This is a genomic window from Trinickia camelliae, assembly GCF_053525655.1.
In genome coordinates this window covers 68,618-85,171 of sequence record NZ_JBCHAA010000003.1, presented here as the reverse complement: position 1 = coordinate 85,171, position 16,554 = coordinate 68,618, and the positions used below count along the sequence as shown (strand labels likewise).

Annotated in this window: 12 protein-coding genes, 1 tRNA gene and 2 riboswitches; of the genes, 4 read left to right on the top strand and 9 right to left on the bottom strand. The window is 64.5% G+C overall.

All coding sequences use genetic code 11. From position 1 onward, the window contains the following. Positions 1–14 precede the first annotated feature (14 nt). Entirely contained in the window at positions 15–1,718 is a 1,704-nt protein-coding gene (locus tag AAHK20_RS06635) for a thiamine pyrophosphate-binding protein (RefSeq protein ID WP_449180663.1), read from the bottom strand. A gap of 177 nt (positions 1,719–1,895) precedes the next feature. On the opposite strand from AAHK20_RS06635, the gene AAHK20_RS06630 reads away from it, so the two are divergent. Together AAHK20_RS06630 and AAHK20_RS06625 are read left to right on the top strand one after the other, a co-directional pair. Next, positions 1,896–2,174 (top strand): type II toxin-antitoxin system RelE/ParE family toxin, encoded by a 279-nt coding sequence (locus tag AAHK20_RS06630; RefSeq protein ID WP_449180662.1) that lies wholly within the window; start codon positions 1,896–1,898, stop codon positions 2,172–2,174. A gap of 20 nt (positions 2,175–2,194) precedes the next feature. Beyond that, positions 2,195–2,497, top strand: coding sequence for a HigA family addiction module antitoxin (locus tag AAHK20_RS06625; protein ID WP_449180661.1), 303 nt, complete (start codon positions 2,195–2,197; stop codon positions 2,495–2,497). 165 nt (positions 2,498–2,662) lie between these two features. Here the strand turns inward: AAHK20_RS06625 and AAHK20_RS06620 are convergent, their stop codons facing one another. From AAHK20_RS06620 to AAHK20_RS06590, 7 genes are all read right to left on the bottom strand, one after another. Then, positions 2,663–4,051, bottom strand: a complete 1,389-nt coding sequence (locus AAHK20_RS06620; protein ID WP_449180660.1) for an L-serine ammonia-lyase — start codon at positions 4,049–4,051, stop codon at positions 2,663–2,665. 35 nt (positions 4,052–4,086) lie between these two features. Next, on the bottom strand, positions 4,087–5,223 hold the full coding sequence (locus AAHK20_RS06615) for an alginate lyase family protein (protein ID WP_449180659.1): 1,137 nt from the start codon (positions 5,221–5,223) through the stop codon (positions 4,087–4,089). 142 nt (positions 5,224–5,365) lie between these two features. Beyond that, positions 5,366–8,311: an aminomethyl-transferring glycine dehydrogenase gene (gcvP, locus tag AAHK20_RS06610; protein ID WP_449180658.1), complete on the bottom strand. Its 2,946-nt coding sequence runs from the start codon at positions 8,309–8,311 to the stop codon at positions 5,366–5,368. Between the two features lie 56 nt (positions 8,312–8,367). Beyond that, positions 8,368–8,748 carry a glycine cleavage system protein GcvH gene (gene gcvH, locus AAHK20_RS06605; RefSeq protein ID WP_449180657.1) on the bottom strand — a complete coding sequence of 127 codons (381 nt, stop codon included), beginning with the start codon at positions 8,746–8,748 and terminating at the stop codon, positions 8,368–8,370. 70 nt (positions 8,749–8,818) lie between these two features. Further along, the gene (gene gcvT, locus AAHK20_RS06600; protein WP_449180656.1) at positions 8,819–9,940 is read right to left on the bottom strand and encodes a glycine cleavage system aminomethyltransferase GcvT; all 1,122 of its coding nucleotides are present in this window, start codon (positions 9,938–9,940) and stop codon (positions 8,819–8,821) included. Between the two features lie 91 nt (positions 9,941–10,031). Then, a riboswitch (glycine riboswitch) is annotated at positions 10,032–10,168 on the bottom strand. A 102-nt stretch (positions 10,169–10,270) separates the two neighbouring features. Further along, positions 10,271–10,384: riboswitch (glycine riboswitch) on the bottom strand. 147 nt (positions 10,385–10,531) lie between these two features. Beyond that, positions 10,532–10,888 (bottom strand): hypothetical protein, encoded by a 357-nt coding sequence (locus AAHK20_RS06595; RefSeq protein ID WP_449180655.1) that lies wholly within the window; start codon positions 10,886–10,888, stop codon positions 10,532–10,534. A gap of 164 nt (positions 10,889–11,052) precedes the next feature. Then, entirely contained in the window at positions 11,053–12,111 is a 1,059-nt protein-coding gene (locus tag AAHK20_RS06590) for an oxidoreductase (protein WP_449180654.1), read from the bottom strand. Positions 12,112–12,317: 206 nt separating this feature from the next. On the opposite strand from AAHK20_RS06590, the gene AAHK20_RS06585 reads away from it, so the two are divergent. Beyond that, positions 12,318–14,417, top strand: coding sequence for a UvrD-helicase domain-containing protein (locus AAHK20_RS06585; RefSeq protein ID WP_449180653.1), 2,100 nt, complete (start codon positions 12,318–12,320; stop codon positions 14,415–14,417). Positions 14,418–14,542: 125 nt separating this feature from the next. Here AAHK20_RS06585 and AAHK20_RS06580 read toward each other — a convergent pair whose 3' ends face one another. Beyond that, positions 14,543–15,442: a c-type cytochrome gene (locus AAHK20_RS06580; protein ID WP_449180652.1), complete on the bottom strand. Its 900-nt coding sequence runs from the start codon at positions 15,440–15,442 to the stop codon at positions 14,543–14,545. Positions 15,443–15,759: 317 nt separating this feature from the next. On the opposite strand from AAHK20_RS06580, the gene AAHK20_RS06575 reads away from it, so the two are divergent. Beyond that, positions 15,760–15,835, top strand: a tRNA-Arg gene (locus tag AAHK20_RS06575). Positions 15,836–16,554: the final 719 nt, after the last annotated feature.

Genomic DNA, 16,554 nt, shown 5'->3' with positions numbered 1-16,554 from the left:
TCGCGAGCGATTGCCTACTGTGTCGAAGCGCGGGCCTTGCGGCCTTGCTCGCGAATCTGCTCGAGCGTCGCGGCCGGCGTGCTGACGTCCTTCGGCACGCGCAGCTCGATCAGCGCCGGTAAGCCGCTTGCCATCGAGCGCTCGAGTGCCGGCAGGAAATCCGCGGTGCGCTCGACCGTTTCCCCGTGCGCGCCGAACGAGCGCGCAAAGGCGGCGAAATCGGGGTTCGTGAGACCGGTGCCGTGAGTTCGCTCAGGGTAGTGCCGTTCCTGATGCATACGGATCGTTCCATAGTGCCCGTTGTTGACCACGATGAAAATCACGTTCAGCCCGTACTGCATCGCGGTCGCGAGTTCCTGGCCGGCCATCATGAAGCAGCCGTCGCCGGCGAGCGCGACCACCGCGCGTTCGGGGTACATCGCCTTCGCCGCGATGGCCGCGGGCACGCCGTAGCCCATTGCTCCGCTCGTCGGTGCGAGCTGCGAGCGGTAGTGCCGGTAAGCGAAATGGCGATGGAGCCAGATCGCGTAGTTGCCCGCGCCGTTGGTGACGATCGCGTCGTTCGGCAGCCGCGCGCGTAGCTGCGCCATGATCTCGCCGAGCTGCACGTCGCCGAGCATCGGGCGCGGCTTGCGCCATTCCAGATAGGCCGCGTGGGCGTCTTCGGCGCTGCCGGCCCATGCGGGCGTGGTGCGCGGTTCGAGCGCCGCGAGCGCGGCGGCGATCTCCGGCATGCCGGAGACGACCGGCAGATCGGCCGCATACACGCGCCCCAGTTCTTCCGCGCCCTGATGCACGTGGACGAGTGTTTGCTTCGTCTTCGGGATGTCGAGCAGCGTGTAGCCGCCGGTGGTCGCTTCGCCGAGACGCGGGCCGATCACGAGCAACAGGTCGGCCTCGCGGATGCGAGCGCCGAGCGCCGGATTCACGCCTAGCCCGACGTCGCCCGCGTAGTTCGGATGCTCGTTGTCGATCGTGTCCTGATAGCGGAACGCGCAGCCGATCGGCAGCTGCCACTTTTCGACAAAGCGGCGCAGGTCCGCGCACGCGGATGACGTCCAGCCGCTGCCGCCGGCGATGACCATCGGCCGCTTCGCGTGTTCGAGCAAGTCGCGCAGCTTGTCGATCTGTTGAGAAGCGGGGGACGCGGCGACACGCTGGAACGCAGGCGCGGCAGGCATCGCCGGGCACGGATCGGACAGCATGTCCTCGGGCAGCGCGAGCACGACCGGCCCCGGCCGTCCGGCGCACGCCGTATGAAACGCGTGACTCAGGTATTCGGGGATGCGGCGCGCGTCGTCGATCTGCGCGACCCATTTCGCCATCTGGCCGAACATGCGGCGGTAGTCGATCTCCTGGAACGCTTCGCGGTCGAGATGCTCGCGCGCGCATTGGCCGATGAGGAGGATCATCGGCGTCGAATCCTGGAACGCGGTGTGCACGCCGATCGACGCGTGCGTCGCGCCCGGCCCGCGCGTGACGAGCGCGACGCCGGGGCGCCCGGTCAGCTTGCCCGTCGCCTCGGCCATGTTGGCCGCGGCGGCCTCGTGGCGGCAGACGATCGTCTGGATGCGTTCGGTTTCATCGTGAAGCGAATCGAGCACGGCGAGAAAGCTCTCGCCCGGCACGCAGAACACTCGGTCGACGCTGTGCGTGAGCAACGCATCAACTATGAGGCGCGCACCTGTCACGGTGGCGGAATCGGCGACATTCGGCATTGCGCGGGGTCCTCCTGGCTGGTCGGGAATGGTGGGTTGGTTTGTCGAGCACAGGTTGGGACAGCTTACGCCGAGTGGTAGGGCTCGACTACTGAGGGGGCTTGTTCAAAGACGTGCGCGTCACGATGAGAATAGTAACGTTTGACGTTAATAACGCAATTCGTTACTATTTTGGTCATGATCACATCGTTCAAATGTCGTGACACGGAAGCGCTCTTCAACGGCAGGCGGGTTGCTCGCTTTGCCAACATCGAAGGAGTTGCCATGCGCAAGCTGCAGCAGCTGCACGCTGCGGCTGATTTGGACTTTTTGAAGATTCCGCCAGGAAATCAACTCGAAGCGCTGAAGCGGGATCGGTTGGGACAGTACAGCATCCGCGTCAACAGTCAGTGGCGCGTGTGCTTCAAGTTCTCAAGCGGCAATGCGACGGACGTTGAGATCGTCGATTATCACTAACCCATTACCAGGAGAAACCTATGGCACGCGAAGTTCCGCTGGCGACGCCCGGCGAAATTCTGGCGCTCGAATGGCTAGAGCCGATGGGCATTACGCAATATGCCTTGGCCAAGGCAATCGATGTACCGCCACGTCGCATCAATGAAATCATCAAGCATGGCCGCTCGATCACGGCCGATACGGCCGTGCGGCTGGGCGCTTTCTTTGGTGTCGATCCGCAGAGCTGGATGAACCTCCAGACGCACTACGACACCGAAATGGCGAAGGAGAAGATCGGCGCGGAGAAGATCGCGGCGATTCGGCAACATGCAGTTGCCGCTTAACGCTTTCGCAGAGCGCGCACGATAAACCGTCTTATTCGGTACCCCTAGTGCGAGGGAACAAAGCCCGCTGAGTGAAAGCTCGCGGGCTTTGTTCGTTCATAGCTGCGCGTTCGTCATTGCGGAGGGCAACCGACAAAGGCCGTCCTTCAATCTATTGTTGCGCCGTCAGCACTCGACAATATTCACCGCCAACCCGCCCCGCGACGTCTCCTTGTACTTCGTCTTCATATCCGCGCCGGTCTCGCGCATCGTCTTGATGACCGAATCGAGCGACACGTAGTGGCTGCCGTCGCCACGCAGCGCCATGCGCGCCGCGTTGACGGCCTTCACTGAGGCCATTGCATTGCGTTCGATGCACGGAATCTGCACCATCCCGCCGACCGGGTCGCAGGTCAGCCCGAGGTTGTGCTCCATGCCGATTTCGGCGGCGTTCTCGACCTGCCTCGGCGTGCCGCCCATCACGGCCGCGAGCGCGCCCGCCGCCATCGAGCACGCGACGCCCACTTCACCCTGGCATCCCACTTCCGCGCCCGAGATCGACGCGTTCAGTTTGTACAGAATTCCAATCGCCGCCGCCGTCAGCAGGAAGTCGATCACGCCCTGCTCGTTCGCCCCCGGCATGAAGCGCGTGTAGTAATGCAGCACGGCGGGAATGATCCCCGCTGCGCCGTTGGTCGGCGCCGTGACGACTCGCCCGCCCGCGGCGTTCTCCTCATTGACGGCGATCGCATAGAGGTTGATCCAGTCGACCATCGACAGCGGATCGCGCAGCGCCTGTTCCGGATTGCCCGACAGCGTCCGATAAAGCTGCGGCGCGCGGCGCTTGACCTGGAACGGGCCGGGCAGCGTGCCGTCGGCGTCGGGGTTGCCGATCCCGCAGCCGCGCGCGACGCACGATTGCATCACGCCCCATATCTTGAGCAACCCGGCGCGCGTTTCTTCTTCGGTGTGCCACGCGCGCTCGTTTTCCCACATCAGCTGCGCGATGGACTTGCCCGTCGATTCGCAGAGCGCGAGCAGTTCGTTGCCGGTGCTGAACGCGTTCGGCAACTGGCCGGCTGCCTGCAGTACCTTCGTATTCGGCGCGCCCGCCGTCACGACGAAGCCGCCGCCCACCGACAGATACGTCGATTCGCGCAGCGGCGCGCCCGCCGCATCGAACGCGTAGAGCTTCATTCCGTTCGGATGCTCCGGCAACGCCTGCCGGTAGAACGAGATGTGCTCCTTCGGCACGAACGACACGCTGTGCGTGCCCCCGAGCGCGAGCGTGCGCGAAGTGCGCACCGCTTCGAGACGCGTGGCGATCGTCTCGGGATCGACGGTGTCGGGCGCATCGCCCATCAGGCCCAGCATCACGCCGCGGTCGGTGCCGTGGCCCTTGCCGGTCGCGCCGAGCGAGCCGTACAAGTCGACCTTGACCGACGCCGTGGCAGCGAGCAGCCCGTCCCGCTCGAGCCCTTGGACGAACATCAGCGCCGCGCGCATCGGACCGACCGTATGCGAGCTCGACGGCCCTATCCCAATTTTGAAGAGATCGAAAACGCTGACTGCCATGACTGCTCCTGGTGTTACTGATGTATGTAAATTGCTCAGCGCGCCGGCAACGGCAGGCAGACTGCGAGCCATGCCGGCGGCGTGGGCGACAACCGCAGCGCGACCGGCGTATAGCGGCCGTTCAGTCGCGCTGCGAGGTAAAAGAGTTCGGTGGCGTTCTTCGGGTCCCATTCGCCCGAATAGCCGGGCAGGCCCGCCTCGCGGCGCTTGGCGTCGAAGGCGACGTTCGAATGCACGAATTCCTCGTGCGTCTTCGTGCCGAGCGCGTAGGGCGTCAGCCAGTTGAGCGCGTCGGCGAGCGTGGCGCCGTTGGGCGCGCGCTCCGGCAGCCAGTTGCGGTTGTGGCGGCGCGCAGCGAGCGCGGCCGTCACGAGCGGCTGCAAGTCGTAGGTCACGTAGTGCAGTGCGTCGCGCTCCGTGAAATCGAAGGTCGAGCCGTCCGGCGCGATGTTGTCGCCGATGTGCTCGATGAAAAGACGCTGCGCAGCGTTGATCATTTTGCGGTCGTCGAGCGTAAACGCACTCATGGCTATGAGTTTGACGCGATGACTCTGCCAATTGTTGCGAAAAGTACCCGTCAGCGGGCGCGGCTGGGCATCGATTTGCGCAATGTAGCCGTTTGCCAGTTTCGCAATAAACGCGCCTGTCGCGTTGCGCGTTTTTACGGGCAGCGCGCTCGCGGTCAGGTCGTACGCGAGGATCAATCCTTCGAAATGCGTCTCGTCGATCGGATTGAAGCTCGGCTTGTAGGTGGTCGCCCACGCGTACAGGAAACGGTCGACGAGCTTCAGATAGCGGTCGTCGCTCGTCGCGCGCCACGCGAGCGCGGCGTTGCGCATCAGGTCCAGATCCTTTTCCGCGTCGACACTCTGATCGTAGATGCCTTCGTGCGGCAGCGTGCCTTCGGTATGCAGCCGTTCGAGCGGCTTCGGCTGGTCGTTCAGACGCGCCTGTACGTTTTTCACGAGCGCTTGCACGCCCGGGTCGGCGTTCGTGCGCTCGCTCGTTTGCAGCGCGGGCGCCGCGCAGAAATTCATTGCCGCGCGGGCGGCTTGCAGCGGCGCTGCCAGCGCCGCGCAGGCGAGGAGCAGCGTCGCAAGCGGCGCGCCGGCTCGTTGGTTCAACAGCAATCGCGTTCCGTGCCTTGTCATCGTTTGCACCTTTCGCACCATGCGGAACTCCTTCGTTGGTTCGATTTCGGTGTCAGATGTTATCTGGTCTTCACTGCACACGGCAAAGACGACGCAAGCCGCACGAAGCGGCTTGCGTCTTTTGGTCACGCTGCCAAGCCCGGCCCGGCGGATGCCTGCCCCATTACTCGTAATCGGCGATCGGCACGCACGAGCAGAACAGGTTGCGGTCGCCATACGCGTTGTCCGCGCGGCCGACCGGCGGCCAGTACTTGCGCGTCACGAGAGACGGCAGCGGATACGCCGCCGTTTCACGCGAATATCCATGCGCCCACTCGTTCGCGACGACGACAGCGGCCGTGTGCGGCGCGTGCTTGAGCGGGTTGTCCTCGCGGTCGGCGCGGCCTTCCTCGACGGCGCGGATTTCCTCGCGGATCGCGATCATCGCTTCGATGAAGCGGTCGAGCTCTTCCTTCGATTCCGACTCGGTCGGCTCGACCATCAGCGTGCCCGGCACCGGGAAGCTCATGGTCGGCGCGTGGAAGCCGTAGTCGGCGAGGCGCTTGGCGACGTCGTCGACCTGGATGCCGCTCGAATCCTTGATCGGACGCAGGTCGAGAATGCACTCGTGCGCGACGAGCCCGCCGGGGCCCGAGTAGAGCACCGGGTAGTGCGGCGCGAGCTTCTTCGCAACGTAGTTCGCGTTGAGGATCGCGGTTTCGGTCGCGGCGGTGAGGTTCTTCGCGCCCATCATCGCGATGTACATCCACGAGATCGGCAGGATCGACGCCGAGCCGTACGGCGCCGCCGACACTGCGCCGATGCCGTTCGCTTCGCGCTTGTAGCCGGTGGAGCACTGGTTCGGCAGGAACTGCGCGAGATGCGCGCCGACTGCGACCGGACCGACACCCGGTCCGCCGCCGCCGTGCGGAATGCAGAACGTCTTGTGCAGGTTCAGGTGCGAGACGTCGCCGCCGAACTGGCCGGGCGCGGTCAAACCGACCATCGCGTTCATGTTCGCGCCGTCGACATACACCTGGCCGCCGTGCGCATGCACGATCTCGCAGATTTCGCGGACGTTCTGCTCGAACACGCCGTGCGTCGACGGGTAGGTGATCATGATCGCGGCGAGTTGCTTCGAATGCTGCTCGGCCTTCGCTTTCAGGTCTTCGATATCGACGTTGCCCTGCGCATCGCACGCGACGACGACGACCTTCATCCCCGCCATATGGGCGGAGGCCGGGTTCGTGCCGTGCGCGGACGCCGGGATCAGGCAGACGTCGCGATGGCCTTCACCGCGCGACGCGTGGTACGCGTGGATGATCAAGAGACCGGCGTACTCGCCCTGCGAACCGGCGTTCGGCTGCAGCGACACGGCCGCATAGCCGGTCGCGGCGACGAGCATCTGTTCGAGCTGGTCGATCATCTCGCGGTAGCCGACGGTCTGCTCGGCGGGCGCGAACGGGTGGATCTGGCCAAATTCGGGCCACGTCACCGGCAGCATTTCCGACGTCGCGTTGAGCTTCATCGTGCACGAGCCGAGCGGGATCATCGAGCGGTCGAGCGCGAGGTCCTTGTCGGCGAGGCCGCGCAGGTAGCGCAGCAGCTCGGTTTCGGAGTGGTGGCGGTTGAAGACGTGGTGCGTGAGGTAGGCGCTCGTGCGGACGAGCGACGCCGGCACCGACGTCGCGCCTTGAGCGCTTGCGTTGGTGAGCGCGGTATCGAGTGCATCGACGTGCGGTACGTCGATCGCACCGGCTGCTTGCGCGAATACGGCGAGCAGGTCGGCGAGATCCGAGCGCTTGGTCGTTTCGTCGACCGATACGCCCACGCGCGTCGCGCTCACGCGGCGCAGGTTGATGCCCTTCGCCTTCGCGGCGTCATGGACGGCGGATGTCTGCGCGCCGGTCTCGATCGTGAGCGTGTCGAAGAACGTTTCGTTCGCGAGCGTGTAGCCGAGCTGCTTGACGCCGGCGGCGAGCAGCTCGGCGATGCGGTTCACGCGCAGTGCAATCGTTTTCAGTCCGTGCGGGCCGTGATAGACCGCGTACATGCTCGCCATGATCGCGAGCAGCGCCTGCGCGGTACACACGTTCGACGTCGCCTTCTCGCGGCGGATGTGCTGTTCGCGCGTTTGCAGCGCAAGACGCAGCGCGGGGTTGCCTTGCGCGTCGACGGTCACGCCGACGAGACGGCCCGGCATCTGGCGCTTGAATTCGTCGCGCACGGCGAGGTACGCCGCGTGCGGGCCGCCGAAGCCGACCGGCACGCCGAAGCGCTGCGAGTTGCCGACGGCCACGTCCGCGCCCCATTCGCCCGGGGGCGTGAGCATCGTCAGAGCCAGCAGATCGGCGGCGACGACCACATGGCCGCCTGCAGCGTGGATCGCTTCGGTGAGTTCGCGGTAGTCGCGCACATCGCCGTTCACGCCCGGGTATTGCAGCAGCACGCCGAACGCGTTCGACGTCGCGGCTTCAGCGGCAGGGCCGACCTTCACTTCGATGCCGACCGGCTTCGCGCGCGTTTGAACGACTTCGATGGTTTGCGGCAGCACGTCGTCGGCCACGTAGAACACGTTCGACTTCGGCTTGCCGACGCGTTGCAGCAGCGTCATCGCCTCAGCCGCGGCGGTCGCCTCGTCGAGCAGCGACGCGTTCGCCATCGCCAGGCCCGTCAGATCGATCACCATCTGCTGGAAGTTCAGGAGCGCTTCGAGACGCCCTTGCGAGATTTCCGGCTGATACGGCGTGTACGCCGTGTACCAGGCGGGGTTCTCGAGCACGTTGCGCAGGATCACCGCCGGCGTGTGCGCGTTGTAGTAACCCTGGCCGATGTAGGAGCGGAACACCTGGTTCTTGTCCGCGAGCTCGCGCAGCGCGGCGAGCGCTTCCGCCTCGCTCTTCGGCTGCGAGAACGCGCCGAGCGGCAGCGTTTCGGTGCGGCGGATCGTCTGCGGGATCACGGCGTCGATCAGTGCGGCGCGCGATGCGAAGCCGAGTGCTTCGAGCATCTTGTGCTGATCGGCGGCGTCCGGGCCGATGTGCCGCTCGGCGAAGGCGTCATGCACTTCGAGCGCGGCAAGCGAGAGAGGGGTGCGGTTCATCAGACGATCCGGGTGTTCGAGCTTCATGTTTAGGCTTGGCAGGCGCGGCGCAACAATCGCGCCGCGCGGTTCGGGACAAAAAATTACGCGCCGATCGACTTCGTGTAGGCGTCGGCGTCGAGCAGCTTGTCGAGCGAGGCGCCCGCAGCCGGCTTGATCTTGAAGAGCCAGTTGTCGTAGGGGGCGCCGTTGACGGAGTCCGGCGCGTCGGCGACGGCCGAGTTTGCTTCGATGATCTCGCCCGCGACCGGCGCGTAGATATCGGAGGCGGCCTTCACCGATTCGATCACGGCGACGGTGTCGCCGGCCGAGACGGTCTTGCCCAGCTCCTGGACTTCGAAGAAGACGATGTCGCCGAGCGCTTCCTGCGCGTGATCGGTGATGCCGATCGTCAGCGTGCCGTCGGCTTCGGTGCGAACCCATTCGTGCGATTCGGTGTATTTCAGATCGGCCGGGATGCTCATCGGTTGCTCCTGTTATTCATCAATGGCTAAAAAGGGGGGACGTGCGCCGCAAGCGCGGCTACGCAGACGATTACTGGCCGACGAGCACCTTGCCGTTGCGCACGAACGGCAGTTTTACCACGCTTGCGGGAAGGGCTTTATCGCGGATTTGCACGTGGACGATGTCGCCCGGCTGCACGCCCTTCGGCACGCGCGCGAAGGCGATCGATTCCTGCATGGACGGCGAGAACGTGCCGCTCGTGATTTCGCCCTCGCCCTGCGGCGTGACGACTTTCTGATGCGCGCGCAGCACGCCGCCTGCCTTGCCGTTTTCCTTCTGCAGGATCAAGCCGACGAACGACGCTTGCGAGCCCGCCGCTTCGAGCGAGGGGCGGCCGACGAAGTCGCGCGGGGCGGTGAGGTCGACGGTCCAGGCGAGGCCGGCGTCGAGCGGGGAGACGTTGTCGTCCATGTCCTGGCCGTACAGGTTCATGCCGGCTTCGAGGCGCAGGGTGTCGCGCGCGCCGAGGCCGCACGGACGCACGCCTTGGCGCTGCAGCGAGTCCCAGAATTCGCAGACGAAGTTGGCGGGCAGCACAATTTCGAAACCGTCTTCGCCGGTGTAGCCGGTGCGCGCGATCATCAATTCGCCGAACGGCGTGGCTTCGACGATCGCCGCGTTGAACGGCTTCAGGAGTTCGGTGGCGGTGCGTGCGGACGGCGCGACTTGCCACACTTTGTGACGCGCGTTCGGACCTTGCACGGCGACGATCGCCAGATCGCGGCGCGGCGTGATCGTCAGGCCGTAGCTGCCTTCGGTATTGAGCTGGCTGAACCAGGCGATGTCTTTCTCGGCGGTGCCCGCATTGACGACGAGACGGAAGAAGTCTTCGGCGAAGTAGTAGACGATCAGGTCGTCGATCACGCCGCCGTTCGGGTTCAGCAGGCACGAGTAGAGCGCCTTGCCCGGAGTCTGCAATTTGCCGACGTTGTTTGCGATCGCGTGCTCGAAGAACGCGCGCACGCGCTCGCCGCGGAAATCGACGACGCACATATGCGACACGTCGAACATGCCCGCGTCCGTGCGGACGGCGTGATGCTCGTCGATCTGCGAGCCGTAGTTGACGGGCATATCCCAGCCGCCGAAGTCGACCATCCGCGCCTTGAGCGCGCAGTGGGTGGCGTGGAGCGGGGTGTGTTTCAGTTCGGTCATCGGGGCCTCGTCAGGTGTCTCGCGAAAACAAAAAAGGCCATGCGTGTGGACTCACCCTCGCGGCCTTCCGGCTGCAAGCGATGTGGCCCTGCATGACCCCTCTGTCCTCGGTACCTGAGAGATTGCGTCGCCCGGGATAGCTCCCATCGAACGCGCGCCCCTTCGGTGGGCAGCCTGCTTGGGCTTCGAGAAGCCGTTAAGCCGCTGCCGCTCTCCAGAGTGCGAAAAACCGATGCTTCACGTGCTGCCGCAAATCGGCGGTGGAACCGCAGAGAGGCATCCCAAAACTGGCGCCAACTTCGCGGATCATGACGTGTTCAAGCGGGTTTTTCGACGCCGTCGGTCCTTTTGCCTGAGAGTTTGCGGGTGTGCCCCTTCGGCGGCGCGGCCTGATCGGAACCCCAATGGGTACCGGTGGCCAGCGCGCTCTCCCGACGCGTGCGGCGAATGTACGCGAGCGTAAAAGGCTTGTCAAATGAGGCTTGTAGGCGGATTGGGCGGGGCTCGGCGGGCTGGTTGTCTGCATATAAAAAAAGCGGCGGACATCGCGTCCGCCGCCTTTTGCGCACTGCCTGAACTAGAACGTCCGGCTTACTGGCCGATCGCGCGCGCTGCGCCGTCGAGTTCCTCGTTCAGCACGTGCTGCTCGTCGCCCGACAAGCCGCCGCCGCGCGAAGCCGACATGTCGTGTGCTTCCTGGCGGATCACGTCGAGGCGGTGATGCAGCGCGCCACCTTGTGGCGGCGGGTAGTAGCCCTGGTTGACGCGAGTGTCGATGAGACGGCCCAGGTTGTCGATCCGGCCGTTTACTTCCCCGAGGCGCCGCATCGCCATTTCGTGCGGGGTCGGCCCGGGCGGCGGCGCGGACACCTGCGGTTGCTGCACGACGCACGCTGCCAGCGATGCCACCAGTGCGCAGCCAGCGACCGCGCGAATCAAGCGTTGCATTCCATTCTCCTTTGTCTTTTTGCGACGGGCGAAACCGCCGCCGGAAAAACGGCTCGCGAACGCAATACGATGACGCCGCGAGGCGAATATTTTGTAACGGTTCGTTCCTTTCGGAATGTCAGATTGGCTGACGGCCCGGACGCGCGAGGAAAGCCCTCGCATCGTCACTCGTCGATGCCGACGCGTGCGAACGGCAGCCTCCGCCCTTCTTCCGCGCTTTGGTTGGCGAGCTCGATGATCGTCATGACGTCGATCGCGTCTTGCGGCGTGACCGGGAACGGCACGCCGTCGCGGATCGACGCCGCCAGCGAGCCGTAGAAACCGGCGTAGTTGCCGTCTTGCGTCGGCTGCGAATGTTCGACTTCCGCCTCGCCTTGCAGCAGGCGCACCAGGGCCGGCGGGTTGCCCGCGCCGAAATCGACGTCGCCCGGGCGCAGACCGGCCTTGAGCTGGTCTTCCTGCGTGTCGAGTCCGCGCTTCACGTAGCTGCCGAGCGTGCCGTGGATCGCGAAGCGCGGCGGCTCGAGCGCGGCGAGCGCCGTGGCGTGTAGCACGACTTCCTGTTCCGGGTAGCCGAGTTGGATATGCACGTAATCCGGCGCCGTGCCCTGGTCGCGGTGGATTTTCACGGTCGCGTTGACGGTGTCGGGCGCGCCGAACAGCGCAAGCGCCTGGTCGATCAGATGCGGCCCGAGATCGAACAAGAGGCCGCCGCCGCGCGACGCTTCCTCGCGCCAGCGCGCCTTCACGAGCGGACGGAAGCGGTCGAAATGCGATTCGAAGTGCGTGACGCGCCCGAGCTGGCCGCTTTCGAGCAGCGCGCGCACCGTCATGAAGTCGCCGTCCCAGCGGCGGTTGTGGAACGGCGCGAACACAACGTCGTACTTCTTGGCGAGCAGCGCGAGCGTGCGGGCGTCCTCGGCGGTCAGCGTGACCGGCTTGTCGACGACGACGTGCTTGCCCGCTTCGATCGCGCGCGCGGCGAGTTCGAAGTGCGTGTCGTTCGGCGTCGCGATCACGACGCATTCGACCGAGTCGAGCGCGACGAGCTTGTCCAGATCCGCGACGATTTCAGCCGCCGGGTAATCGGCGCGTGCCTGGTCGGGCTGGCTCGTCGCGATCGCCGCCACCTCGGCGTGGCCGCAATGCGCGATGACGGGCGCGTGGAAGGTCTTGCCGGCGTAGCCGTAGCCCATCAAACCGATTTTCAAGGGTGAGGTCATGCGAGCGTCCATCGAATGGCGCGCGCGGCGAGGTGCCGCGCGTAACAGTGGCTATTTTGGCATGGCGGATTCGGCGTGTCCGTGGCGCGCAGTCCGCTGCAACCCATCCGTGTTAACATCGCGCACTTCCTCGTAGCAACTTCATTGGTGGCGCACCGGAATCGTTCCGGGTCCGCGAGCCGCCAACCTTGACCCCTCCACAGACGATGTCCGCAGGTCTAAATCCCGCCCAAAGCGAAGCGGTGCGCTATCTCGACGGTCCGTGTCTCGTGCTCGCCGGCGCCGGCAGCGGCAAGACGCGCGTGATCACCCAGAAAATCGCGCACCTGATCGTCAACAAAGGCTTCGAGCCGCGCCATATCGCCGCCGTCACGTTCACGAACAAGGCCGCGGCGGAAATGCGCGAGCGCGTGGGCAAGCTGCTCGAAGGCCAGACGCTCACGACGCCCGGCAAGGAAGGGCGCAAGGTGCCGGTCAATCAGCTCACGGTCTGCACGTTCCACTCGCTCGGCGTGCAGATCTTGCGGCAGGAGGCCGAGCACGTCGGCTTGAAGCCGCAGTTCTCGATCATGGATTCGGACGACTGCTTCGGGATGATCCAGGAGCAGGTCGGCACGACGGATAAAGGCTTCATCCGCAAGATCCAGACGATCATCTCGCTCTGGAAGAACGGCCTCATCATGCCGGACGAGGCGATGGCGATCGCGTCGAACGAGGACGAGCATCAGGCCGCGATCGTCTACCGGAACTACGTGGCGACGCTGCACGCGTATCAAGCGGTCGATTTCGACGACTTGATCCGCCTGCCTGCGGAGCTGTTCAAGAAGAACGAGCAGGTGCGCGACCGCTGGCAGAACAAGCTGCGCTACCTGCTGATCGACGAGTACCAGGACACCAACGCGTGCCAGTACGAGCTCGTCAAGCTGCTCGCGGGGCCGCGCGCGGCGTTCACGGCAGTTGGCGACGACGATCAGGCGATCTACGGCTGGCGCGGCGCGACCCTCGAAAACCTCGCGCAGCTCGGCAAGGATTTTCCGAAGCTGCACCTGATCAAGCTCGAGCAGAACTACCGCTCGACGGTGCGCATTCTCACCGCCGCGAACAACGTGATCGCGAACAACCCGAAGCTCTTCGAGAAGAAGCTGTGGTCCGAGCACGGGATGGGCGACACGATCACCGTCACGCCCTGCAACGACGAAGAGCACGAGGCGGAATCGGTCGTGTTTCGCCTGTCGGCGCACAAGTTCGAGCGGCGGACTCAGTTCCGCGACTACGCGATCCTCTATCGCGGCAACTTCCAGGCGCGCATCTTCGAGCAGGTGCTGCGGCGCGAGCGGATTCCGTACGTGCTGTCGGGCGGCCAGTCGTTCTTCGACAAGGCCGAGATCAAGGATATCTGCGCCTATCTGCGGCTAGTGGCGAACGCCGACGACGATCCCGCGTTCATCCGCGCGATCACGACGCCGCGGCGCGGTGTCGGCAACACGACGCTCGAAGCGCTCGGCGCGTTTGCGGGGCAGGCGAAGGTGTCGCTGTTCGAGGCCGTGTATATGGGCGGGATCGAAGCGCGCTTGTCGCCGCGGCAGATCGAGCCGCTGCGCGCGTTCTGCGACTTCATGCAGCGCATCACCGATCGCGCCGACAAAGACCCGGCCACGACGCTGCTCGACGATCTCATGGAAGCGATCCACTACGAGGCGTACCTGTACGACGCTTTCGACGAGCGCCAGGCGCAGTCGAAGTGGCAGAACGTGCTCGAATTTCTCGAATGGCTCAAGCGCAAGGGGACGAAGCCCGAGCGCCAAGTCTCGGACGACGGTGAAGGCGAAGAAGCGACCGGCTACGACAACGCCGACGGCCTCGCCGACACCGGCAAGAACCTGCTCGGCCTGATTCAGACGGTCGCGCTGATGTCGATGCTCGAAGGCAAGGAAGACGATCCGGATGCGGTGCGTCTGTCGACGGTGCATGCGTCGAAGGGGCTCGAGTATCCGCACGTGTTTCTGGTGGGAGTCGAGGAAGGGATCATGCCGCACCGCGGCGGCGCGGACGACGAGCCGATCGACGACGCCCGCATCGAAGAAGAGCGGCGCCTGATGTACGTGGCGATCACGCGTGCGCAGCGCAGCCTGCATTTGAACTGGTGCAAGAAGCGCAAGCGGGCGCGCGAGACCGTGGTGTGCGAACCGTCGCGCTTTATTCCGGAGATGGGCCTCGACGAAGCGCCGCCGCCCACGCCGGAAGAAGCGCCGATGTCGCCGAAGGATCGGTTGGCGAGCTTGAAGGCGTTGTTGCAGAAGCCTTAATCGAGAGGCGTCGAGTCACTTCTTGTTTCTTGTCGGCAGCGGCAGACGTAAAAAATCCCTGCGGCGCGAAGCGCACGCAGGGATAAAAACCGGCGTCGCTGGACGCCGATTCGCCGTTCCGTTCGTTACTTCGCCGCGCTGATCATATAGTCGACGGCGGCCTTCACATCCGCATCCGACGCGTTCGAGCCGCCCTTCGGCGGCATGTTGCCCTTGCCGTGCAGCGCGTAGTTGTAGATCACATCCATCGGGTCTTTGAGGCGCGGCGCCCAGGCGTCCTTGTCGCCGAACTTCGGCGCGTTGAGCACGCCCGCCGCGTGACATGCCTGGCAGACCGCCTGATAGAGCGCCTTGCCCGCTTGCGCCGCATCCGCGCTGGGCGCGGCGCCGGCGTTCGCTTGCGGTGCGCTACTGGAGAGCGCGGCGATTGCCGCGGCGGCTTGTGCGCTGGCGGCGCTGACCGCATCTGATTCGGACGCCGCGCCTGCCCCCGACCCCCCTTGCGCCGTAGGAGCGCTGGCCGCAGGAGCGGGCGGATCGGCGAACTGCGCGCCACCGTGGTCGGCCATATAGGCGACGGCGCGGCCGATTTCGTAGTCGCTGTAATCGTCGGGACTCGTGCCCCCGCGCGGCGGCATGGCGTTCTTGCCGGTCAGCGCGGTGTGCCAGAGCGTGTCGAAGCCTTGCGAGATGCGCGGCGCCCAGTCGCCGGCGTTGCCGAATTTCGGCGCGCCCGCGTTGCCGGTCGCGTGACAGGCCGAGCAGACGGCTTGATAGACCTGCTCGCCGGTCTTGTAGACATGCGGGGCGTTCGCGTCGCGGAGATTGAGCTGCGCGATAGGCGCGACGCGCTGGGCGACGGCGGCGTCGGACAAACCGTCCGTGCCGGCGCCGGTGCGGCTCGACTCGTTAACGTAATTGGCGAGAAGAATGATGATGACCACCGGGATGGCAAAGCTCGCGATGATCGCGGCGATGAGCTGCCCAGGTGTTTTGATCGGTGCTCCGTGTGGTGCTTCGCTCATGCTTGTCTCGTCTCCCAAGGTTTTTGTCAGGTGAGCGGTAAAGCGCGACGGCAACGGCAACAACTTGTTCTTGATCAAGCACGGACGATTATATAGGCAACGTTTTGGCGCGGGCGAGCGCAGCACGGGGCTCTTCAGCAGGCGTTTACCCGCAGCGGGAGGAGGCGAACGGTGCAGAAAGATGGCGGAAATGCCGGCAAAAGGCGCCCAACGGGCCGCGCGGTGGACGGTTTGGGCGAAACCGGGTATTCTCTCGGTCTCCTCGCATGCGTGTCGCCCGTTTATGTCCCTTTAAATCGGGTGGCGCCGTCGCTAAAGCGCCCGTAGCTCAATGGATAGAGTACTGCCCTCCGAAGGCAGGGGTTGCTGGTTCGATCCCAGCCGGGCGCGCCAAAAAAACATCTGCAAATCCGTAGCTTCAGAGCGACGCACTGAAAGCGTTTTTGCGCGCGCACGGAATCCCCACGAAAACTGAAGCGACACCAGTGGCGCTGTGTGGCCCGACGGCGGCGGTATTTCGCGCTCCTGCGCCACCATTTCCCAAGTTAGACATCTCCCGCCTTTCGCCGCAATTTCTATTTGAAGGCGATATAGATAATCCTTCGAAGAATGCCGAAAGGATTTCGTATGATTTCTTGTCGCCCCGCAGATTTTCCAACGATCCGAAATTGTAAAATCTAATGGTCAGACAATAAAGTTATTACGAAAAGTTACTAAATATTCCCGTTTGATTGCCGACATTCGTCTTAAGAATTGCGCGAACGAGGCAGTACTTGCCCTGAGAACAAGCGACCAAAACGCCGGATGCGGACTGCGACGAGGGTAGCCGGTGCTTGTGTTGTAAATACGGCGGCATGACCCGCGCAATGACAAAAAAATAACTCTCAAACCGCGGGGCCAAGAATGTTAAATGCAGCAGCCATTATCCGGCTATCGATTCCGACTGATATCGACACCGCCGGACACTTCAGCGGCAAGGCCCGAGGGTCAGTGCCGCACCCTCTACCTGCGTCCGTTGCGACGCAGCGGATGCAATAGCACCGACAACGCAATTCCGCGGAAAAAACACGTCGGATATTCGCGATCGAAATGATCGCTGCGCGTACGCGCAA